Raw genomic sequence first — 22,129 nt, forward strand, 5'->3', positions numbered from 1 at the left:
TGCTATTTAGCTTTTCTGTTGATGTCTGCAATTAGCTTTGCCAGGCCTTTTTGTATATCCCCACCACACTGCGCTGTATATTGCTGCACCAGGAGTTTATCGGACTGCTCCGTGGAATAAGCGTAGTATTGTTCGGGGCTAGGTTCATAGCGGTAGACTTTCATAAGCTGACCGCCCAGCTCAATATAGACTTCCCGGTATCTTTTGGTGGGATCATTGGCTTTATTGATGGATAGCACCAGGTCCCTGCCTTTATCTGTCATGCCCAGCACCTGCTGGATGGATTCAAACTTGTTTTGGAACTTTTTCATGTCCAGCAAGATCTTGCAGTCGGCATTATTGATAATCGCCTCCTTAATTATGGGGGAACTGATGATATCATCGATTTCCTGGGTAACCGTTACGGCTTCCCCGTAATATTTGCGTACAGTCTTATAGAGATACTTCATAAATTCAGCCATACCACTTCGGGCGATGGCCTTCCAGGCCTCCTCAATGACAATGACCTTGCGGATGCCTTTAAGCCCTCGCATTTTGGAGATAAAGAGCTCCATAATGATCAGGGTAATCACTGGAAACAAAATGGGATGGTCCTTTACGTTATCCAACTCAAAGACAATAAAGGGTTGGCTCATAACATCCAGATTTTCCCGTGCGTTGAGCAGGTAATCAAATTCACCACCTTTATAATAAGGTCTGAGTACATAGAGAAAGTTATGAATATCAAAATCACGGTCTTTTACCCCGTCTCTTTGTAGCTCCGCGACAAAATCGGTCTGCAGGTATTCATAAAAGCTGTCAAAACAGGGAAAAATAAGTGAATCCTTACCGCAGGTGGTTTTAGCTTTGAATGCCCGGGAGGTCTGCTCTTCTGGTATCTCTTCCTGGCTATTTTTTTCGCTGCTTTTGCCTGTAGCGCATTGTTTTACCTGCTGCGCAGCCGCCTTATGCCTTGCATTAACTAATGCCGCAGTCTGCTCATTTGCATTACCTCTTATTATTTTAGCCTGATTTTCCAAATAGGCATAATACCCTGTCAGCGCATTGGAGATGGCAACATATTCACTGCGCCGAAACGATTCATCGCCTTGTTTCCAGAGTGCGACAAGCAAAGTCTTGATGCTTTCTTTCTTTTCTGTATCCAACACCTCAGTTGGGGGTACATAAAATGGATTAAAAGCAATGGGATGTTGCTCTGTATAGGTATAGTAATAACCACCCAGTAGTTGGCAGAGGCCTTCGTAGCTATGCCCCACATCTACCACAATGCAATGGGCGCCCTGGCGTACATAACTATGGAGCAAATGATTCATAAACATACTTTTCCCACTACCAGAGCCGCCTACTACAATCTTATTGCGGTTGGTAATAATCCCCTTTTTCATGGGCAGATCAGAGATATCTACATGAAGGGGCAGACCGCTGAGGCGGTCTCCCAGTCGGATTCCAAAAAGACTATCTGAAGACCGGTATGCAGATTCCAGATTAAAAAAACAGCTGGCCTGCTCAGAAAAACTGTCAAAGTATTCGTTTTCTGGTAATGCCGCCCCGTTACCGGGGATCCCTGCCCACCAGATCTGTGGTGCCTGGACACGTTCTTGATAGGGTACGGCCCCTATTTGTGAAATGGCCGCAAAAACGCTGGCACGTATGTCTTTTAGTTCCATTTTATCCTCTTCCTGCGTCCAGGCAAGGAGGTTAAAATGTGCCTTGACCGGTAGTCTGCTCTCACTAATGGCCTCATTTAAATAACTGGATGTGGCGTCCCGACTAATCGCATTCTCCCTGCTATAGGCAGATAAGGACTGCAGCCTTTTGCGTCTGGCTTCCAGTCTTTTTAAGGTTTTTGGGGTGTCCTGTATCTGGATATACTGGTTATAGATATGATTTACGGGCAAGAGCAATCCAAGAGGTGCAGCAAACCCTACTGGGAATTTTCTGCCCCCCGCACTATACTTTTCAAAATTGATCCTCGGGCCGCAGGTTGCTGGCAGATGCTGTGCATCAGCCAGGGTAAAAAGCTGTGGATAATGATGGCCGATTTTAAAGTCTGGTTTAAACTGCAGGTCTTTTAAAACAGCGTCCGACGATTTTTCCAGTAAAAATAAATAGCGTTCCAGTATACCAGGGGTATTACCATCTCCGGTAATCTCGGCTGAGTTGATTTTGGATAACTCAATCAGGTTGCCTTCCGTTAAGATTTTTTGGAATTTACCCACTGTCTCTAGTAATGTCTGCAGCTGTTTGCCGGAATTTGCATTTTTAGGTATAATGGATTTGCTTGTAAGATTCCCCGCGGCAGACTGCTTTAAGGCTCCCCCTGCAGCTGGCAGGGTGATAAATAGCAGGCAATCATGATCCAAATAGGGCCTTTCATGGAAAAAGCGTTCACTGCTGCCATATATAAATCATCTGTTAGATCCGGGTGACGCCCAGCTACACCATTAGCAGACGGGTCATGGCCGACTCCCTGGTATTTTACCTTTCTGAACCAATCCTGCTTGTGCAGGATACAGCCTGGAGGCAAAAGCCGGATGGCTTTGAGCCAGGAGGCGTGCAGCGTCTCATACTCCTGCTTGGAAAGAGAGAAGATTTCTGGCAGTATGAGTCTAAAACAGGCGGTAACATCGCCGGATTTAGACAAAATGCAATCCTCGTGCACTTTCCAGATAGGAAAGTGTTGTTCAAGAAGTGCATGATTATCCGCTACGGGCCGAAGGCGTATTAGGATTATAGCTAGTACCAGGACAGTTAAAATGATAAATGGGATCATTGGTTTAATTTTTTAAAACGTACTGGAAAAGTGACGTCTTTTGCAAGAAGGCTAAAAAGGATATTTGGGGCTCGGATTTGTAATAGACTTGTAATTGGACTCCTGTAGGGAAGCCTTTCAGGGACGATCACGAGGTGAGCAGACGAAAAAGCTGCAGTGAGGCTGGCTGGCTAGGTCGCCCCGGTCTAATTGCCCATGGCAGCTTTTTTGCTGCCATCTGTTTTTTCAGACCGTGCTGGCCATACTTTCGGCTCATTTTGGCCACCACGATAAACAGACCACCACCCAAACTCAAAATAAGCGCCAGGCCAAGATATATGGGGATACCACTGATATACAGCACACAAAAAGCAGCAGCAAAACCGCCAGTCCAACGGCCAGATAGTAGATATATTGGGCCTTTAACCCCCTGAACTCTATTGCCCTGTTGACGCCTTTGTTTATTTCGTATTGAATTTCTGAACCTTGCATAAAATATGTATTTTAAACCTCGTTATAGTTATCGTTTCTGTTTTTGTAGCAGTCCCCCGCCTTTGTCTGCGACACTAGTGAGGTTAAACACTAAAGAAGCTTTTAAGCACTGTGGCGACGACTACCAAAAAAATACAGGCGCCAAACCAACTAGAGGCGACTTTAGTTGTATCAGGTTCCCCGGCGCTCCATTTATTATATACTTTGATGGCGCCGATAAGTCCGACAACAGCACCGATGGCATACATAAGGTTTACACCAGTACTAAAATATCCTTTGATGAGTCCGGTAGCCTCTGAAATCCCCGCATTCCCATCTGCCTGGGCTAGGGACACTTTTGCCCAGAATTGGAGTGCACCTGTTAACAGAATGCAGGTGTAGAATTTACGCCCAGTGCTTACTTTTAAATGGCGTTTCATTTGATTTGCCTTTTTCATGGATTTATTAATTTTGTTGATTAAATAGGTCTGATAATTTTTTTTTCTTCTATTACCCGAAGGATTCCTTCTCATGATTTTTAATTTTTATGTTTTAAATGGTTACCAATTTTTAAAATTCTTCTGCTATTTCCGCTTCCTGCGCCTTCTTGCTGCACCTTCATGCTATAACTTCTCGCTACCACTTCTCAATAATCAATTTTAGAATGAAGGTTATTTCAAAAAGCATTGTCGTATATAAGCACAGGCTTTAATTTTGAAAATCTGCTAATGTGCCAATCTGCTCAAACCTTGGTTCAGGCTATTTATTAATTTGATGTTCATGGTCTAGCTTTCTGGTTCTTTTGGAACACTCGCCACAGTTGGTTGCGTGGTTAAATGAGCTTTCAACACCTCTTTAAGCTTTATTGCATTACAGGTTAGTGGAGGATTATTTAATAAAGCATTGGCAGGTGGTAGATGATGTTGATGTTGATGTGGAGAATCCTTTGGCGTTTTGTTAGCAGCTGGACTTAGCTCAGGGCTGGTGGCCTTATTTTTGGTCATTTTACGGGTAAGGTCCGCTAGCAGGTGTTGCAAGTCCTTTTTAAAAAATAGGGCCAGTATAATTAAGTAATAGGCGGGCAAAGCCATCAATAGCATTTGCAGGTACTGTCCCCAACTAATCGATCTAAGCATAATTAAAGTTTTTTAAGAGGGTTAATATTTTCAACAGGACAAAATTGCTATTGTTTGCGACCCATAGTTGTTACTTTGGTATTAGCTAACAAAATTATTTTATCATTCAGGTTAAAATTGTCCACATTATCGGTTTCTTTTTGGGGACTATTTTCCCTTATTTTCAAAATAAAGCGCCTCTTCAAGGGCGCAGATGGGTAGAGGCAGCTACAAATTGAATAAGGAAGGCTAATTTTTAATGGCTATTCCTAAAAAAAGGTGTCCAAGCGGACAGCAATGCTTCTGAAAAAAACGGCTTACTGGCTACTTTTTAATCTTAAAAAGCATTCAGATTGGATGAATGTGGCTATTTTGATATTCTATGTGGGCAACGTGGCTTATAAAATTAGAAAAGGTATCCAATAGGACACCAAGCGAGGAATGCTTGCTGTCCTATTGGATACCTTTTAGGTCAATCATTAATAAGGCAATTTTAAAAGTAGCCTCTGTAGTGAAATATACAAAATTTGACTGGCTTACTTTGCGCCTAATGCACTATCTCCTGGCTCTTTATTATTAAGGCTGTCTCTATGGCTCGGGCTGAAGGGTGAATTTTCACCTTGTATTAGCCGTGTACTTGGCTGTGACTTGTTATACCAGGTCTCTTTCGTCCTTTTTCTTGTCGTTTTCTTTATCGGGCCTCCACTTTTTAGCATTTATTATTGTTTCTGAAAGTTTTGGGTGACATACCAAACTGTTTTTTAAAGGCTTTGCCCAGGGCTCTGTGATCGCTGTACCCAAGGTCACGGGAGATGGAGGTGATTGATTCCTTTGTATTGAGTAATTTAACGATGGCTTGTTTTAGTTTTTCATCCTGCATAAACTGAAAGGTGGAAAGCCCTGTTTGCTGCTTAAAATGCTTTTTAAAATTGGTGTTGCTCATATGAGCTATTTTAGCATAATGATTAATGCCATGGAAGGCTAACTGATCTGTTATAAGCAAATTTTTGATCCCGTTTATTGTATTTAAAGCCTCTTTATGTTCGGGGCGTGCACCTCTTCTTTGAACCATTTCTGCTTTAGCAAGAAAAATCTGTGCGACAAGTAGCAGTAAATTTATATTATTCAGGGCCTCAGAGCCTCCATTGTTTGTACTGGTAATAATTTGATGCGCTATATAGTATATGGCAGAATTGGGATTCATGCCTCCTTCAAATAATGAGATTTCTCTACCGGCATTATAATCATTCAAAAAAGGGCTGACCAACTCAGGCATAAAAAGCATCAACTGATCAAAAATAATTGGATTTAAGTGGCAATCGTAGCTTTGATAATGAACATTCTTTTCAAATTTTGTTTTATTGTCCATTGCCATGGTGTGCGTTAGATTAATGTAATTCTCCTTGCATATTTTCCATCCGGATGATGGGTGAAAATGTGCTATATTGCTTTTGAGTACCAGGCTTACTTCAATGCTCCTGTAATCTAAGCTTGCATGACCGGTAAAGTCTTCTACTATATCGTAATCACTTTTCCATATGTTTCCATAAGAAGCAACGGGCGATAAGATGCCTTGGAATAACATATTTCCAAACCCTCCACTTAAGGAGGCGACCTTTGCATCCGGTAATATTATTCCATTATAACCTTTGTATGGGCTGTCCTGCCAATCGAAATACTGAAATTTGTCTGCCTTAAAACCAAATAATTCGTTCATAGGATTAATTATAGTGTTAAACGGATAAAATTCAAAAAGTGTCTTAATGGATACCTTTTATGTCCTATTGGATACCTTTTTATAAGAAACAATAATTAGCTTGCAATTGGATTACAAACGTAGTATAAGACTTAAAGATATGAAATTCATAAGTAAATCATATAAAAAAGCTCAGTGTTTTTTTTATTCATTTTTCGATTTTATATGCAAATATTGGCAAATGCAATGACCATGGCATTACCTATAACGTTTATCAAAGGGCAATATCGTGCAGCTCCGTAAGTGTTATATTGAGGACGCCTAATATAAAACAGCAGCTTTGAATAAGTATACATAGCTATTTTGCAAAATAGGCCAATAGATTCAGTGCCTCAGGCTGCATTCACTTATTAATTTTTCTCCACATGTGTTATAGCATTACTTTTCTTCCTCTTTTAAAAATGATTTTCTATAATCTTAATATCAATTGCCCGTTCTTACTCTGTTTTGTGCTAATTGGGCGGCGTTTTATGGACTTCTATAATAAGCGTTTCCATTATTATATCCGACCAAGCTGCCAACATCGGCTAAATAATTTAAAATGCAGGGCTACAATCAAACCAACCCTTTTCCTTTTTATATGTTCAAGATTTTTTATTATCAATTCCAAATATAGGTGACGTGGTTTGCAAGGATCAGCCCTGGCCGGTATTATAAGTAAACCGGGTATGTTGTGATAATTCACTTCAATTGCCCATAAAAATGCAGGGATAAGGATGAAATATGGGAATAAAATAAGGGGATGAACAAAGGGCGTTAGAATAAAGCGTTAAAGAAATGTTCGCCTAATGGTGGCTGTAAATGACCGTTCAGTACACCTAACGCCCTCTTTATGCCTTATGTAGAAGAAAATTGTTTATTAGCAGTGGTTTTCTGGCTTGCAGGCGAGCATTCGCTGGCCGCCATTTTTTTGGCCGGATTCTTTACAATACTGCTCATTGTACTGCGCTGCAATCCCCTACTCTACTCTGCTCTACGCTACTATACGCTATTCCACGCTACATATATTAATCAGAGCCAGCTCGGCAATAAACTAAGGGCTTGTATGCACACCCTATCTTAATGAATAATCTAAATGAAATTGTAATCTAAATATCATACCAATGACACAAACAAACAGAACACCATCAATAGAAACAATCGCCGATGCGTTATGTACACAAATGGATATGGAATTAATTTCTATGACTGCTGAGAACCCCTTACAAAAGGCGTTAAAATCACATAGGATTGTAAAACGCGTATTTATACAATTAAACAAAACAGGTAGTCAGTTTCCTTTTAGCAGTATTGAAGAAGAAATTCACTTTTTTAAACACACATTGCCTAAATTATGGGCTGATTTGATTTATTATACGGAATTGTATTTTCTGGAACTAAAAAGGCCTTTGACTGGTAATGAGAAAATTGAAAGTTATTTAAAGGATATTCTAAACTTTTACCGTCAATATTTTGAAAGACATCAACAGTTCTATAACTATTACAGAACTGAAAAGACTTATCATGACCTGGCATATTTTAGTAAAAGCGCAGCAGACAAAGAAATGCTGCCTCCTGAGGAAATCATTGACAGTGACAGCGCCTCCTTTATAGGTTCAGTTTATTCATTTAAACGGGCTAAGTTTATTGCCCTGGAAAGGCTTATAGAGCAGATACATTTTGATATACACTGCTTGAATCATCCACAGCTAGAGCTTGTTAAATCCAGCGAACTCAGGTGGACGGATTCAAAGGTAGCCTTAATTGAATTAGCTTATGCAATACAATCCAAGGGCGCATTGAACAATGGGAATTCCGATGTAAAAACAATTATCTCTGGCCTGCAACATCTTTTCCAAATTGACCTCGGCAACTACTATGCGGTATATAATCAGAATATCCGGCTCCGAAAGAAAAACAGGACTGACTATCTTTCACAATTAATGGGAGCGCTGGAAAAGCGAATGGATGATGCGGATGAGCATCCGAGGTTTAAATAATACGGTAACGATATTAATTACCAGCTATAAATTTAGAAGATGGGTGCCTGACTTGTGGACGGTGTGTATGGAGTTGAAGCAACATGCACACCATACCATTCCAATCTCAATCAAAGACAGATATTTATGAACATTTAATTTGATTGCCTTAACCGGAGTTTTAAAAGTACCAAATAATCAGCCAGGTTTTTATTGTCCTAGAAGACAATCTTTATGGAGTAATATATACCATTTTTATTATCAGGAATTTATTGATAGGTCTGACATGCAATTTGCCAGTTTCCTTATTTGCTTAAAATTGTTTTTAAAAGGCCAAATAACCTCGTTTTTATTGTCCTATAAGACAATTTTTACAGGATAATATATACACGATTTATTATCAACAATTTACTCATTGGCACTTCTAGCAAATTGCTTGTTCGTAACCGAAACGATATTAGCTATCTTACTGAGGATAAAAGTTTTAGCTATGATCAAACATGTACATTATTTCAAGCTGGCGCTAAAGATGTGTGCGGCAATCCCCCGTTTAAAAGAAAAGTATGTAACCCGAAACCGAAAGTGAGGACCTTGTACTCTAACGCGACGTCGATGGAAGCTGATCTTTGGCAAAAATCAAATAATTGGGCGACGTAAAAGGGGATGCATCACCTTCCTAACTGATTGATACATAAGAAAAAGTTTTGCTAAAAATCACAAAAGGCCACGCATAACCTCTATAATAGTTTGATATACAGAAAGTAGCATCACACTCCACTATATGAGCAGTGATTGCAAAGGTGTACGCGTTACTCCACAAGTAATTGATACATAGAAGATAATTCTATTTTACTGGTACTTATTCAAAAAATTGTAAAGAGATACGCGTAACCTCTATAATAGATTGATATACAGAATGTAGTATCAAACTCCCACCATTATAACCAGTGATTGTAAAGGTGTACGTGTTACTCCATAAGTAATTGACACATAGAAGATAACCCTGTTTTACTGGTACAGATTCAAAAAATTGTAAAGAGATACGCGTAACCTCTATAATAGATTGATATTTAGAAAGTAGTATCAAACTCCCACCATATAACCAGTGATTGTAAATGTGTACATGTTATTCCACAAGTGATTGATACATAGAAGATAACACTGTTTTACTGGAACAGATTCAAAAAATTGTAAAGAGAGACGCGCTACCTATATAATAGATTGATATACAAAACATAGCATCACAATCCTAACATATGACCAGTGATTGTAAAGGGGTACCTTAGTTGCCTAAAATTGTTTTCAAATGGCCAAATAATCAGCCCAGTTTTCATTGTCCTTAAGGACAATTTTTATAGAATAATATATATCATATTTATTATCAATAATTTATCAATAGACCTGACTTGCTGTTTACCAGTTTCCTTATTTGCTTAAAATTGTTTTCAAAAGGCCAAATAATCAGTCCGGTTTTTATTGTCCTTGAAGACAATCTTTATAGAATAATATATACGCAATTTAATATCAATCATTTATCAAATAGACCCGACTAACAATTTGACAGTTTCCTTATTTGCGTAAAATTGTTTTCAAAAGGCCAAATAATCAGCCCAGTTTTTATTGTCCTTAAGGACAATCTTTATAGAATAATATATATTATATTTATTATCAATATTTTATTGATTAATCTGACTAACAGTTTGCCTGTTTCCATATTTGCTCAAAATTGTTTTCAGAAGGCCAAATAATCAGCCAAGTTTTTATTGTCCTTAAAGATAATTTTTATAGAATAATATATACTATATTAATTATCAATATTTTATTCTTATATTTGACTAGCAATTTGACAGTTTCCTTGTTTGCCTAAAATTGTTTTCAAAAGGCCAAATAATCAGCCCAGTTTTTATTGTCCTTAAGGACAATCTTTATAGAATAATTTATACTATATTTATTATCAATATTTTATTGATTAATCTGACTAACAGTTTGCCTGTTTCCATATTTGCTCAAAATTGTTTTCAGAAGGCCAAATAATCAGCCAAGTTTTTATTGTCCTTAAAGACACTTTTTATAGAATAATATATACTATATTTATTATCAATATTTTATTGATAGATTTGACTAGCAATTTACCCGTTTCCTTATTTGCCTAAAATTGTTTTCAAAACGCCAAATAATCACTCCAGTTTTTATTGTCCTTAAGGACAATCTTTATAGAATAATATATACTATATTTATTATCAATATTTTATTGATTAATCTGACTAACAGTTTGCCTGTTTCCATATTTGCTCAAAATTGTTTTCAGAAGGCCAAATAATCAGCCAAGTTTTTATTGTCCTTAAAGACACTTTTTATAGAATAATATATACTATATTTATTATCAATATTTTATTGATAGATTTGACTAGCAATTTGACAGTTTCCTTATTTGCTTAAAATTGTTTTCAAATGGCCAAATAATCACTCCAGTTTTTATTGTCCTTAAGGATAATCTTTATATAGTAATATATACTATATTTATTATCAATAATTTAATGATTAATCTGCCAGTTTCCTTATTTGCTTAAAATTGTTTTCAAATGGCCAAATAATCACTCCAGTTTTTATTGTCCTTAAGGACAATCTTTATAGAATAATATATACCATCTTTATTATCAATATTTTATTTATAGATTTGACTAGCAATTTACCCGTTCCTTATTTGCCTAAAATTGTTTTCAAATGGCCAAATAATCACTCCAGTTTTTATTGTCCTTAAGGACAATCTTTATAGAATAATATATACCATCTTTATTATCAATATTTTATTTATAGATTTGACTAGCAATTTACCCGTTTCCTTATTTGCCTAAAATTGTTTTCAAAAGGCCAAATAATCAGCACAGTTTTTATTGTCCTTAAAGACAATCTTTATAGAATAATATATTATAGCCTTATTTAGGATGAATTATAGATTAAAATTTTATTGTTTTATGGGATCACTGATCTTTTTAGGGCCATTTAGTTGCGTTAATTTCCCTGAACGACACCTTTTCTGGTCTTTTTTGACGTTAATATTAATCTAGTGAGTTCAGGTGATTGGTATATTCTTTCCATTTCTGTTTCAATAATTAACTGAACATCATTTTTAATCTGCTGATAGCAATTTTGTACGTCCTCGGCCTTTATATTTCTGATTTGAGGTATGGGTTGATACTGATCTTCCTCTGCTTTAATCCTTTTATGATCATTTTGGATCTCTGCATGGAACATCTTTAGTTTTATTTTCTCGTCTGGGTTGTCGGCTACAATGCCGACCATCTCGCCAGAGGAGAGTGTGGCTATTTTAGAGGCCGGGATTGCAGCGTCCAGCTGCATTGACCGGCTAATCGAGGTATCCATAGAATTTACAGACATACTGCGTCTATCCTGCATAATACGGCCAAATCTGTCAGAAAGTAACTTTGCGGTATCGCCTGTCACCTGGCCCGCTATAATATTGCCGACGACATTAGCGATTACATCTGCCTGATCCCGGCCATAATCTTTACGTAGTTGCGAGAAATCCTGCACACCCAGGCAAGTAGCCACCTGGTTACTTCTGGCAGTAGCGATCAGGCTGTCCATGCCATTAAAATAAATCGTCGGAAACTCATCAAAGATCAAACTGGATTTTAGCTGCCCTTTTCTATTGACCAGTTTGATCATTCTGGAGGTATAGAGAGATAATACGGCTCCATAGACCTGCTGCTTCATATAGTTATTGCCTACGCAGATAATCTTTGGATCCTTCGGGTTATTCAGATCCAGCGTAAAATCACTGCCGGATAAAACATAATACAAGTGGGGAGAACTGAGTCGGGCCATGGTTATTTTGGCAGAGCCTACCTGTCCCTCTAATTGCTCCATGGCTTTATTGGTAAAAGCCGTCACAAAGGGGTTGATCAAGACCTCGATTTCTGGTTCACTGCGCAGTACAGGGAACAGCTTTTCATAGTCCACCTGCATCAGCTCAATTACATGGGGCAGTGTACAATAAGCACCGTCTTTATACTTTCTAAGGAACCAGATGATGGCGGTTACAAAATTGATGGGTGATTCTACAAAAAAGTCTCCCGTCTTCCTTATCCACTCCCTATTCAGACCTAACATGATCGTACGGGCAGATTCTGTTGCATCCATAATATCGGTCATGGATTTGGGGTCCAGCGGATTACAGCGGTGCGTGAAGCGCAGATCATCAAAATTGATCAAATAAAACTTAGGGGGCACAGGATACTTATCTGTATTATCTAAGATGGTATTGTAGGCGATCTTTGTCAGGTCATCAAATTTAAAGTCATAAATAAACATGGTAAAACCCTTTTGAATATGTTGAGTGATCACATGGCGGATCACAAAATAACTTTTGCCGGACCCCGGTGTACCGGCGACCAGGGTTCCCCTGAACGGATTGATAATATTGATCCAGGATTTTCGACTTTTACCATCCAGTTGATAGATGGCTGGCAAATTGATGGAAAAAGGGCTGCTGCGCAGCCTTTCTTCCTGCGGGAAGCTTTCCTGCAGTTGATTGAATACGTCCTTTTCCAGCTTAAGGGTGATTAGCCTGGTTAGTAAAGCTCCACCTCTGAGCAACAATAAAAATCCAAGACTGGTTATAACAATATATATTAAAGCTAAAGATGTTATGGGTATTTTGAAAGTACTAATACTTTTTAATAAGTATATACTACCCCAATAAAGCAGAATGCCTGTTGCCATAAAAGAAGTGGTAATCCTCATTTTTGATAGTTTTTCTTCTTTTCTACCTTTGGTACCAAGCAGTGAGATAAGCAGGCAAATAAGTGCCAATAATTTTGAGGTATAAACATGGTTAAAAAGACCTGTATGATGAATATTAATCAATAGTCTTTCTAGGACAGGGTGCGTTAGATGCCACCTTTCAAAAGCACCATAACAAAAAACGTAGTAATGTAGTACAAGCACTAAAACGCCGAAATTTCTGATCATGTCGGTGATCTTGCGTAATCCTTGGGTATTTTCGCCGGTTTGCATGAGATGTATGGTTTTATTTGTTTAAGTTGTTTCTTATCTGGACAACCGGACACGTGTATGTTGCTGTTGTAGCTGTTGTTCTTGCTGCTGTTGTTCTTGTTGTTGTTCATCTTCTACCCTTGTCGTTGGGTGAGGTCCTGACTGTTCGACTCTGTAAGTTCATTGTAAGTCGTATCAGTGCTGATTTGAATTACGGGCAGCGTACTTGCCGGATAAGCACTTTGAATGAGTGTTATTGGGGTCTCATGTACTGGCTGGTTTTTATATTCATCCGCCTTCCCAATTGGTGATACACTTTGACTACCTGGATCGATCCAAGGAGGTTGTATATTTAAATGGGCAGCTGTCCGATTCGTGTTTTCAGATGCTGGTTGAATAGGAATTTGTTGTTTTAGTAAAACTTTTTGATGCAAGGCCTTTAAAACGGCTTCAGCGCTGTACTCCTTTCCTAACTCTTCGTCCTTGAAAGCAGCATACGCTGCATTATCTATATAGGTAACCCCTACAATTTTACCAGATTGATTTTCTCTGAATATTATTCGGATGCCGTTTTTCCTTAAATATGCTTCCGGATCTAAGTCTTCCTGCTGCCTGTCTGGATTTTGACGCACTCCCGGGTTCTGACCAAGTAATGCTTTATCCAGTAAATATCGGATACGCTGCTTGTTTGAGCCGTTTTGATATTCATTTAGGACGATGCGATTTTCCAGGTTCTTCAAAGTTGGCCTGCTATTTATTTTGCTGGCTTTAACCGGTGTACCGATAGGTTGGTTCTTTTCATCTAATAAGCGATAGAGCAAGCCACCTACCTGGTATAAATGGCTACCGGGCCGGCCCCGGTCAGCCATTACCCCAAATTGGTTTAAAATTGCATTAAAGGCGCCTAGGGAGCCAAATTTATAGTTTTTAACTACTTTGGGTACAATTGAGCAAATAGCCGTTCTTGTCTCCACACTCCCATAGGCAATCCGCTCTAATTGAAGCGGCTGACCAGCATCTCTATTTAAGGAATAATTGGTATCATAAGACGTTATGCCACCACCCAGGTCTTTTTGATTGATCCGGTGCGACTTCATTTTGGTCAGTTTATATTTATTTTCTAATGCATCCCTTAAGGCCATTGGTTTTCTGATATCAATGTCAAAGGTTTCTATTCGTTTACCTGCATGATCAATGATAACGGAAGCTATATGTAGATGAGGGTGACCTGCGTCTAGGTGCTGATAGATCAGATATGGCTGTTTTTCTAGTCCGATGGCTTTAAGGTAATCCCTGGCAATATTGATCAAAGTGACTTTATCCAAGTTGTCTTTTGGGGAAAAGTTTAAACTAATATGCAAGGTATTGGCCTTTGTTCTTTGATTTTGCCGGGTGAGCGTGGTAAAAACGTCCATTTTGTTTTTAAGACTCATGGTCGCCGGATCTCTGGGAAATCCTGCTGCAAACAGGATTTTTGCATCAGAAGACGCGACCTTTTTCTCATTGTAATTTAGCACCTGACGCATGTATTTTGTCCTATTTACTTTGATAACCATATGTAGGATAGTTTGGTAATCACTTCAAAAATGGGTTGATATAACTCATTAAGTATGACTCCTGGGTTCATCTCTTTATTAACAGGTTCCTCCTTTTCTATGCCCCTGACAGTATCCTTATTTTCTTTGTTGAAGCACATTAATTTAAATTGAGTTATTAATTTGTGCACCTGACCCATATTTAGAAATATCATTTCTAATGACTGCCGGATATCAGAGAGAATCCACATGAAAGTATCCAGGTTGTAGGGTTCCTGATTGATTACTACCTTTCGGTGGTCAAGTATGTGTCGTATAACATCTGTCAAGCAGGAAAAGCAACACGGCTGAACCAGGGCACTTAATTTTTGAATAATTTCGTTGGGTAATCTTACATTTACAGTCCGTGGCTTCGCCACAGACTGTAAATTGTCTGTTTTTGACGCGTTATTTGATTGTAGGTTATCTAACTGCATGATTATTTATATTTTAGGTGGAATTATAAAGATTCAAAGGCCAATTGTCCCAACAAATAGTCAAGATAAAGATGATGGCTGCTGGTTTATGCATTCGTTATCCTTAACGGCATCACCTATTATCCACCTGGAGGCAATTTTTTCTAAGAGCACTTGTAATGGCACCAACATCACATCCACTTGATCATAAATACATTGTATAGCCTTTAAATCTGCTAATATAACCTCCGTGTCCGTAGGAACACGAAATTGTAGGCGGTGGACAATCTGTACCATTTCTTTGCTTAATTTAGATATCCGACTGCCGTATTCTTTAAGTTGTTGATGCAACTCATCTGGCAAATCATCATAATATCTGGCAAATATTTTCTTGCCTTCAATAATCAGGCGTAATAGCTCACTGAAATTCCTACAATTGGTTGCAGGTAACAATTCCTGTAGCTCATCATACAATTGAGCTGTAATTGAAAACTTAATCGGTTTCATCAATTGCGCTTCATTTTTTTGTTTTGCATTTTTCATAGAAAAATTGTTTTATAATTAAAATTTTTAATAAACTGCCAACAAACCCACCTAGATGGACTTCTTTATAAAAAGTCTATTGATCCAAACATTATCTTTAAAGATTTAACTTGCCTGCTTCGTTCAGCTATTTACCTAAGCTTACCATCACCACCACTACTAATATCTTCAACAATTAAAACGAAACATATACACTACCTGCATTGATTTAAATTCGGTTGAGACGTAACCAAAGGCGTAACGAACAGAGCCACTTACGCATTAATGGTAATAGAAATAACCTCTTTCCAGATAGCCGAACTTTATGTCCACCACAAAGGCCTTTATGACTGACTTAGCAATGCAAAGATGGTATTACCTGAATGGGCAATTTGTTACTTTGGTATTAGCTAATAATCTTTTTATTCAATTTTCATTACTAATATGGAGTAAACTACTTCCCTCAGATGGCAGGGTAATAATTAAAATTTTCTAGAGAAAAAGAGCAGTTGCATCTCTGTCTTATAAAATAAGCAATAAGCGCAAGCAATAAAGACATCTCATATCAACTGATAATCACGTAACAATATATAATCTTAAAAAAGTTGTCTTATTGGATACCTTTTTTGGGGTCTTATTTGGCATATTTAATCATTAATAATTTTGGGCTAAAATTTTTCATAATTCATAATAAATACAATGGCTCCTAAAGACAAAGGAGGCTGGTAAATTCAAATAGACACCTCTACCATTTTAAACTTTATCAATATGACTAGCGAACACATTTATCTTTTGGCATCCCGTGTAAACGGCGAAGAACATATCGCAAATTTCGACCAACCAATCGACCCGACACAAGTTGTAGCCTTTCACACATTGAAAGAGGCAAAAGAGCTATTTTTCATGGCCTATAAAATAATGCCGGCGAGGCCAATGGAAAACACTCAGGCATTTGCCCTTGAATTTCAAAGATTGGCTATTCATAGACCAGTAATTCTACAGCTACCTGCATCCACAGCGCTACAGATTTTAACTGATGCGAAATTAGATACGTTTATATTGGATTTTGATGGTCCACAACTTTTACTACAATTCCATTTTACCTATTTCAAAGTAAAAAGGGGATTTATAGACAGCTATCTCGCGTTAGATATCTTGAAAGATATCGAATCAATACCGTCCGTCGATGCCACAGGTAAAATTATTATCAATAAATTCAACGTCATTGAACCGGATAATAATATCCAGCACATCGACCTGCTTACAGAAGAAAAGGCCAAGGAAGAGCTTAGGCGAAGAGGTTTAATTTTGTAAGTTAATTGAAATATTTAATGCAACTTTTTTGTTGTGCCAGACTTCCCCAAAGTAAGAGAGGCTACTAATTTGATTACTAGCCTCTCCTCTTTATTATCAAAAACAGAAATTTGTTTTTAAACCAAATTATTAAAAAAACACACAGTCGACAGCAATGGATTAACTAAAAAAATTAATTACGCAAAATATAAGTAATCACAATTAATGTATGACTGCAGTGACCGAAGTCACAGTTAGCTATCTGTTTTTCCAACGCTAGTTCTTTGTTCAATCGCTTTTCCAAGCAGCTGTGCAACAGTTGGATTCAAGTTGATGTTTTTAATTTTTGACAAAAACAACTCCTGCCCTATTTTTAAATATAATTTTCCGATAAATTCATCGGCAAAGCTACTGGCAATTATATTTACCCCTTCCCAATCAATATGTACAGAGTAATCTGGATTAGAATTCATTAAATTTAAAACCTTTGTGTGCATTTGCCTGCCCGCCTTTCTGGTCCCCACGCCCGCTGGCTCTTGCTTTAGTTTTAATATAAAAAGGTCTTCATCTGGATGTTCGTATTGCAAATCAACTATATTTGAAGGAAAATACTCCACACCCTTAAAAACTAAGGCACTACCAATTGAAAAGTCGCTATTCATCATAATGCAACCACTGACGCATGTCCCCTCAAAAGCGAAATTTGGTTCTTGTTCAATTTTATTAAATTGTGTTGGTGTCAGAAAAACTCTGCCCGATCCGCTGGTTATATCAAAAGATCCGCCCGTCATGGTTGTAATCCGGCTGGATCCCGCAAGGCCATTTCCTTGGCCAATACTTGTATTTCTGGTGACACCCTCCTTAATTGCTTCAGAAATAGCAGCGGAACTGGTATGCAAATCAGGATAACTTTCCTTTAGTGTATTGAAAATACCACGCCCTGCATCAGCCACAGTAAATCCGACTCTTTTTCATTTAAAAAGACATTAGCCTCAATATAACCGCCCAATTTTGAATCAGCATGATTGATGACATTATCACAAATCTCATAGATAGACCATTCTAATGCGGATATTACGTCTTTAGGCATATACATAGTCCTTAATACAAGATCCATAAACTCATTGGTTAAATCGGCGATATCTTTATCATCCTTAAAATTTCTGGTACATAACAGTCTGTCAGTCCCTATACTATATTTATAATTAGTCGGTGCCATAAAATGTGCCCAATTGGTATTTTGATAAAGAGCAGCCATCTTTCCATTTTTGGGTAAAATAACCTGAAAGCAATATCCTTCAGATATTAGTTTTTGGATAATAGCGATAATACCTAACATGCCACTCGAATATACGCGCTCAGCAGCTGAGAAATTCAAATAAACGATTCGATTTTATCGAAATTCGTTTTTTTCATAATATTTATGGCACTGGAAAAATGATGAATTAATGAACTACCTATTTTTTTTGGAAAATTAATGGTATTCGTATAACTCACATACCTAACAAGCAATGGAAAATGTAGCATAATAAAAATCCGATATTTATTTAAAATTTTATATATCTTTGTAATATCAAAGAGGAAATGTCATTCCCGCCTAATTATGCAATCGTTTAATTAGTGACTCAAAAAAAGCTTTAAAGCCCACTATTGTGGGCTTTATTTATTCCCTAAAATAATGTGAGACGCTCACAGGTATATCTTTCTTTAAAAGCTGTGCGCTTCACCGCACCATTATCCTAATGGTGTTGGGGACCCAGCTTATATTAAAATTCAAGTGCGTATATAGCATATATCAATCTTTAGTATAATTCATTTAATTGCATAGCAATGCATAAACCAATACCTTCAGGTATTGGTTACCATACATATTTCCAATAATTTTAAAACAGTAAATGGAAGGTGGCAAACTACTGCATCAAATAAGTTAGGTTATTTATTCGCATGCACTATAATCATGAAAAGATTCAGAATTGATTTAACCGCAAATCTGAAAGTCCATTCACATTGGCAAAATTGAGCATTATATATCAGAATTCCAAAATTTGCATCAAAATTCTGGCTAAATAAAAATGAAAAATATCCATGTTTTAAATAATTATAAGCGTGGAATCTATATATATTAAAGACCTAACCTAAATAGATATATATGCTTATTTATTATATGAAAGAACAAAGAGTGCTCTATGAAGTTCGAAAAAAAAAGAGGTAATCAGATCCGAATCGTATAGTATTTTGTTTATTTCCACAACTGGGCAATGAAGTATATATAAATATCCTTCCCGGAGATATATTTTCTACTGACCGTTATTATATCATCTCTGTCTCTATCCCATAGGAGGTTAGGCACCTGGAAACTTTGACATATCCATGCAAAAGACTTCCCATGTATGCCCGTCAAAATCTTCAATAGTTCGTTGTTGCATAAAACCGTAGTCACGCATTTCGTTGACTTCAACACCTCCTGCCTGTAATCCACCTTCAATGATGGCATTCACTTCGTCAATATTCGTTACCGATAACGAAAAAAGACCTGCCAGACTGGTCTTTGTGTCAGCAATCGGCTTAGTGGCAAAACCTGCAAACTTCTCGTGGGTCAGCAGCATTACATAGATATCATCACTCCAAACCATACACTTGCCGTTATTGTCAGAAAACTGTGGATTATTTGTAAATCCTAAGGCCGTATATAGTTCCATTGACTTTTGAAGATCCTTCACCGCCAGATTAATAAAAATTTGCCTTGCCATTTGATAAAAATTTTACAGTTAAAATGAATTTTGTTTTTAATAACAAAATTGACCAAACTTATTTACAACCTATTTGCCATGGTTTTGGGGGAATTCAAACCGACGCTTAAGTTATAAATTATAAATCCCCACTCCTAGTCAATTTAAGATCAGCCAGCAATTTAATTTATTTTTATTCGATTTTATTTAATTTGGCTCACTTTTTTTTACTTGTAATAACATCATGTATTTAACACATAACCTTTGTAGACTTTCCATCTGGTAATTTGTATATTGTGTCATTGACTTTTAGACTATTAAAATTAAATATTTTAGTAAATACTGCAGTCATTAAAGGCTTATCCAAATCCAACCCAGGGTATTTTCAGTATTCATATAAATGGTGTAACGTCACCAAAGGGACAGTTATTAATTGTTGATTTTTCTGGCAGGATATTAATACAAAAGGAAATCACAAACACAGACACCAAAATAAATTTATCTGGTTTAGCTGCTGGTAAATATATTTTGAACTATAGGGATGGCGACCACTACGCAAATTTAAAAATAATTAAAAAATAAATGAGACCACCTTGGGGTGCCAAGGTGGTCATATCTTTTATCTTTGGCTGGCAGTGTTTTTTTCTATTAAAGAAGCAATACGCCATTAATTGCAGCTATTATCCGGTTATGCTGACACCGATCACTGGTAAAATCATTCACAAGGCTTCAATTGCAATATCCACATTGCATTTTTATACCATTTGTTATAACAAAAGGCCCCTTTATTGTCTCAAAAGGATTATACTTCAAGAATGGCAATTATGATTCAAATAACGACCACAATTATACATAGATTTCAATCCTCTTGCACGCCGACCTGTAACTTTCTTGTATAAAAAACGAATAAGATTTTCGCGCACCTCAAACGACTCCGCCATCTCCTGACAAGTCATCTCAAAATCTTTGGGGTTATTAGCGATGAAACTTTTAATAGCTTCCATTCTTCCCATTTCTACTCCTTTTTTTCTGCCTACTTCTCGTCTCTCTTCTTTTGCTGCTTTTTCCCTATCACGCTGGTGCAGCTCACTTATAAAATCCATTAAGTCGTCGAATGCATTATCCATAATTTACTTTTTAAAATTTTACTTATTCAAAATTATTCCCGCAAAAAATTCTAACGACAAATTCATTGTTAAGCCTGTAGGAAATTTAAACATGTAACCTACAGGCTCACAAATGAGTTATAAAAAAAAACAACACAAAACAAAAACGTTCCAATACTTACGTAGTCATTATTGATTGAGCTAGCAGTTCATCAATATTAAACATTGCCGCAATTTTCTGGGGAGACATCCGATTCTCAGTTGAATTTTGGGCAATAAAAGCTCGAATGGCTGTAACTATTCCTTTCTCCATTCCTTTCTCTAGTCCTTTCTCCATTCCTTCCTCTATTCCTTCCTCCTTTGCTGCTCTCTCCCTATCCCCTGGTGCAGCTCACTGATAAAATCCATTAATTCGTCCATTTTTTCTCGTTTTATTTTATTAGCAATATCTAACACTTTATCAAAAGAACCATCCAGCATAAACGCTGGCATATTTTCCAACTCATCGAAATGATGAAAATTATTTAATAAAAAAATCCATTTATCCCGTTCAGAAAAAATTTCTGGTTGAAAAGCCCTAGCTTTTTTTAGATCAGTAAGCATCTTCCAGTCCTGTCCTGTTAGAAAATCCTCCTTACAATTAACATTAATACTGGCATATTCATGAATGTAATCCATTGGTCCCTCACGGTTCAAATCAAAATTTGCCAATCCCAGGACAAATGCAGATACCAGGTCAAAATTCCAGGCACTACCCTTTACGGCAAGTGTCGCAAAAGTCTTACCACCATATAAGGAAATTCTTTGTGCGTAAAATGGCTGGGCGTTTCTTTGCATTTCGGTCAAAAAGATATTTCCATTGTCTGGATCCTGCCAGACAACATCAGGGTCAATTTTCCTGGAATCTAGTGTATTTCCATCAATCGGGGCTGTTTTCAACTCCAGATTATTGATTTTAGTTTTATGTCCCCAGAAGGCCTTGTGAAAAGGAATCGCCACCTCCTCCTTATATTCTTCTTTCCCCAAAAACATTTTAAATACTAAATCCTTTCTGAGATCCTCACGTTGTTTTTCAGACAAACCGGAATCAGATTCTGGAATTAATGCATCTTCTTTTCTAAAACCAGTCGACTGCTCACGGATTTTATTTTCACAAACCTCCTGATCTGCCAACTGGCCATGCCTGTCCACAAACATAGCATAAGAAACAAATGACGGTTGACCCGCAATTAAATTTACATGATCCATTTCTCAATAAATTTTTAATAAGAGACCTCCAAAGTCCTTATTGTTATAAAAAATGATAACTCCGGCAATAATAGCAGGCATAAACAATACAGCAAACCAATTTCAATTAATGGCAATAACGAAACTTACTCGCTGATAGATCAAAGGTAAAACAAAAAAATATTAAAAAC

Annotated in this window: 17 protein-coding genes and 1 pseudogene; 3 read left to right on the plus strand and 15 right to left on the minus strand. The window is 37.2% G+C overall.

Annotated elements, in window-relative coordinates:
* Positions 1–2: 2 nt before the first annotated feature.
* From FSB73_RS25800 to FSB73_RS20940, 6 genes and pseudogenes are all read right to left on the minus strand, one after another.
* On the minus strand, positions 3–2,363 hold the full coding sequence (locus FSB73_RS25800; protein WP_262712404.1) for a TraG family conjugative transposon ATPase: 2,361 nt from the start codon (positions 2,361–2,363) through the stop codon (positions 3–5).
* Positions 2,309–2,773 carry a DUF3875 domain-containing protein gene (locus FSB73_RS20920; RefSeq protein WP_146786783.1) on the minus strand — a complete coding sequence of 155 codons (465 nt, stop codon included), beginning with the start codon at positions 2,771–2,773 and terminating at the stop codon, positions 2,309–2,311. Before FSB73_RS20920 ends, FSB73_RS25800 begins: the two co-directional genes overlap by 55 nt.
* A gap of 127 nt (positions 2,774–2,900) precedes the next feature.
* Positions 2,901–3,244, minus strand: a pseudogene (locus FSB73_RS27835) (DUF4133 domain-containing protein).
* Positions 3,245–3,327: 83 nt separating this feature from the next.
* On the minus strand, positions 3,328–3,756 hold the full coding sequence (locus FSB73_RS20930) for a DUF4134 domain-containing protein (RefSeq protein WP_449371688.1): 429 nt from the start codon (positions 3,754–3,756) through the stop codon (positions 3,328–3,330).
* Between the two features lie 252 nt (positions 3,757–4,008).
* Positions 4,009–4,359, minus strand: a complete 351-nt coding sequence (locus tag FSB73_RS20935; protein WP_146786786.1) for a hypothetical protein — start codon at positions 4,357–4,359, stop codon at positions 4,009–4,011.
* A gap of 688 nt (positions 4,360–5,047) precedes the next feature.
* Positions 5,048–6,055 carry a helix-turn-helix domain-containing protein gene (locus tag FSB73_RS20940; protein ID WP_146786789.1) on the minus strand — a complete coding sequence of 336 codons (1,008 nt, stop codon included), beginning with the start codon at positions 6,053–6,055 and terminating at the stop codon, positions 5,048–5,050.
* A 1,142-nt stretch (positions 6,056–7,197) separates the two neighbouring features.
* Between FSB73_RS20940 and FSB73_RS20945 the strand changes: the two genes are divergently transcribed.
* Entirely contained in the window at positions 7,198–8,073 is an 876-nt protein-coding gene (locus FSB73_RS20945; RefSeq protein ID WP_146786793.1) for an RteC domain-containing protein, read from the plus strand.
* A 2,991-nt stretch (positions 8,074–11,064) separates the two neighbouring features.
* Here the strand turns inward: FSB73_RS20945 and mobC are convergent.
* From mobC to FSB73_RS20965, 4 genes are all read right to left on the minus strand, one after another.
* On the minus strand, positions 11,065–13,092 hold the full coding sequence (gene mobC, locus FSB73_RS20950) for a conjugal transfer protein MobC (RefSeq protein ID WP_146786798.1): 2,028 nt from the start codon (positions 13,090–13,092) through the stop codon (positions 11,065–11,067).
* Between the two features lie 113 nt (positions 13,093–13,205).
* Entirely contained in the window at positions 13,206–14,597 is a 1,392-nt protein-coding gene (locus FSB73_RS20955) for a relaxase/mobilization nuclease domain-containing protein (RefSeq protein ID WP_158639645.1), read from the minus strand.
* A 14-nt stretch (positions 14,598–14,611) separates the two neighbouring features.
* Positions 14,612–15,082, minus strand: coding sequence for a hypothetical protein (locus FSB73_RS20960; RefSeq protein ID WP_146786805.1), 471 nt, complete (start codon positions 15,080–15,082; stop codon positions 14,612–14,614).
* 60 nt (positions 15,083–15,142) lie between these two features.
* Positions 15,143–15,604, minus strand: a complete 462-nt coding sequence (locus tag FSB73_RS20965) for a hypothetical protein (protein WP_146786809.1) — start codon at positions 15,602–15,604, stop codon at positions 15,143–15,145.
* 747 nt (positions 15,605–16,351) lie between these two features.
* Here FSB73_RS20965 and FSB73_RS20970 point away from each other — a divergent pair.
* Positions 16,352–16,897, plus strand: coding sequence for a hypothetical protein (locus tag FSB73_RS20970; protein WP_146786814.1), 546 nt, complete (start codon positions 16,352–16,354; stop codon positions 16,895–16,897).
* A 233-nt stretch (positions 16,898–17,130) separates the two neighbouring features.
* Here FSB73_RS20970 and FSB73_RS20975 read toward each other — a convergent pair whose 3' ends face one another.
* The 3 genes from FSB73_RS20975 to FSB73_RS20985 form a co-directional block, all read right to left on the minus strand.
* The gene (locus FSB73_RS20975) at positions 17,131–17,829 is read right to left on the minus strand and encodes an STAS-like domain-containing protein (RefSeq protein ID WP_146786817.1); all 699 of its coding nucleotides are present in this window, start codon (positions 17,827–17,829) and stop codon (positions 17,131–17,133) included.
* Entirely contained in the window at positions 17,793–18,254 is a 462-nt protein-coding gene (locus FSB73_RS20980) for a hypothetical protein (RefSeq protein ID WP_146786821.1), read from the minus strand. The genes FSB73_RS20975 and FSB73_RS20980 overlap by 37 nt, the downstream gene beginning before the upstream one ends.
* Before the next feature lie 964 nt (positions 18,255–19,218).
* On the minus strand, positions 19,219–19,626 hold the full coding sequence (locus FSB73_RS20985) for a VOC family protein (protein WP_146786825.1): 408 nt from the start codon (positions 19,624–19,626) through the stop codon (positions 19,219–19,221).
* Positions 19,627–19,947: 321 nt separating this feature from the next.
* Between FSB73_RS20985 and FSB73_RS27840 the strand changes: the two genes are divergently transcribed.
* Positions 19,948–20,187: a T9SS type A sorting domain-containing protein gene (locus tag FSB73_RS27840; RefSeq protein ID WP_225974884.1), complete on the plus strand. Its 240-nt coding sequence runs from the start codon at positions 19,948–19,950 to the stop codon at positions 20,185–20,187.
* 227 nt (positions 20,188–20,414) lie between these two features.
* Here the strand turns inward: FSB73_RS27840 and FSB73_RS20995 are convergent, their stop codons facing one another.
* On the minus strand, positions 20,415–20,732 hold the full coding sequence (locus tag FSB73_RS20995) for a hypothetical protein (protein ID WP_146786828.1): 318 nt from the start codon (positions 20,730–20,732) through the stop codon (positions 20,415–20,417).
* 324 nt (positions 20,733–21,056) lie between these two features.
* Positions 21,057–21,959, minus strand: coding sequence for a PD-(D/E)XK nuclease family transposase (locus FSB73_RS21000; RefSeq protein WP_146786831.1), 903 nt, complete (start codon positions 21,957–21,959; stop codon positions 21,057–21,059).
* Positions 21,960–22,129: the final 170 nt, after the last annotated feature.

This window comes from Arachidicoccus ginsenosidivorans, from assembly GCF_007971385.1.
Lineage (GTDB): Bacteria > Bacteroidota > Bacteroidia > Chitinophagales > Chitinophagaceae > Arachidicoccus > Arachidicoccus ginsenosidivorans.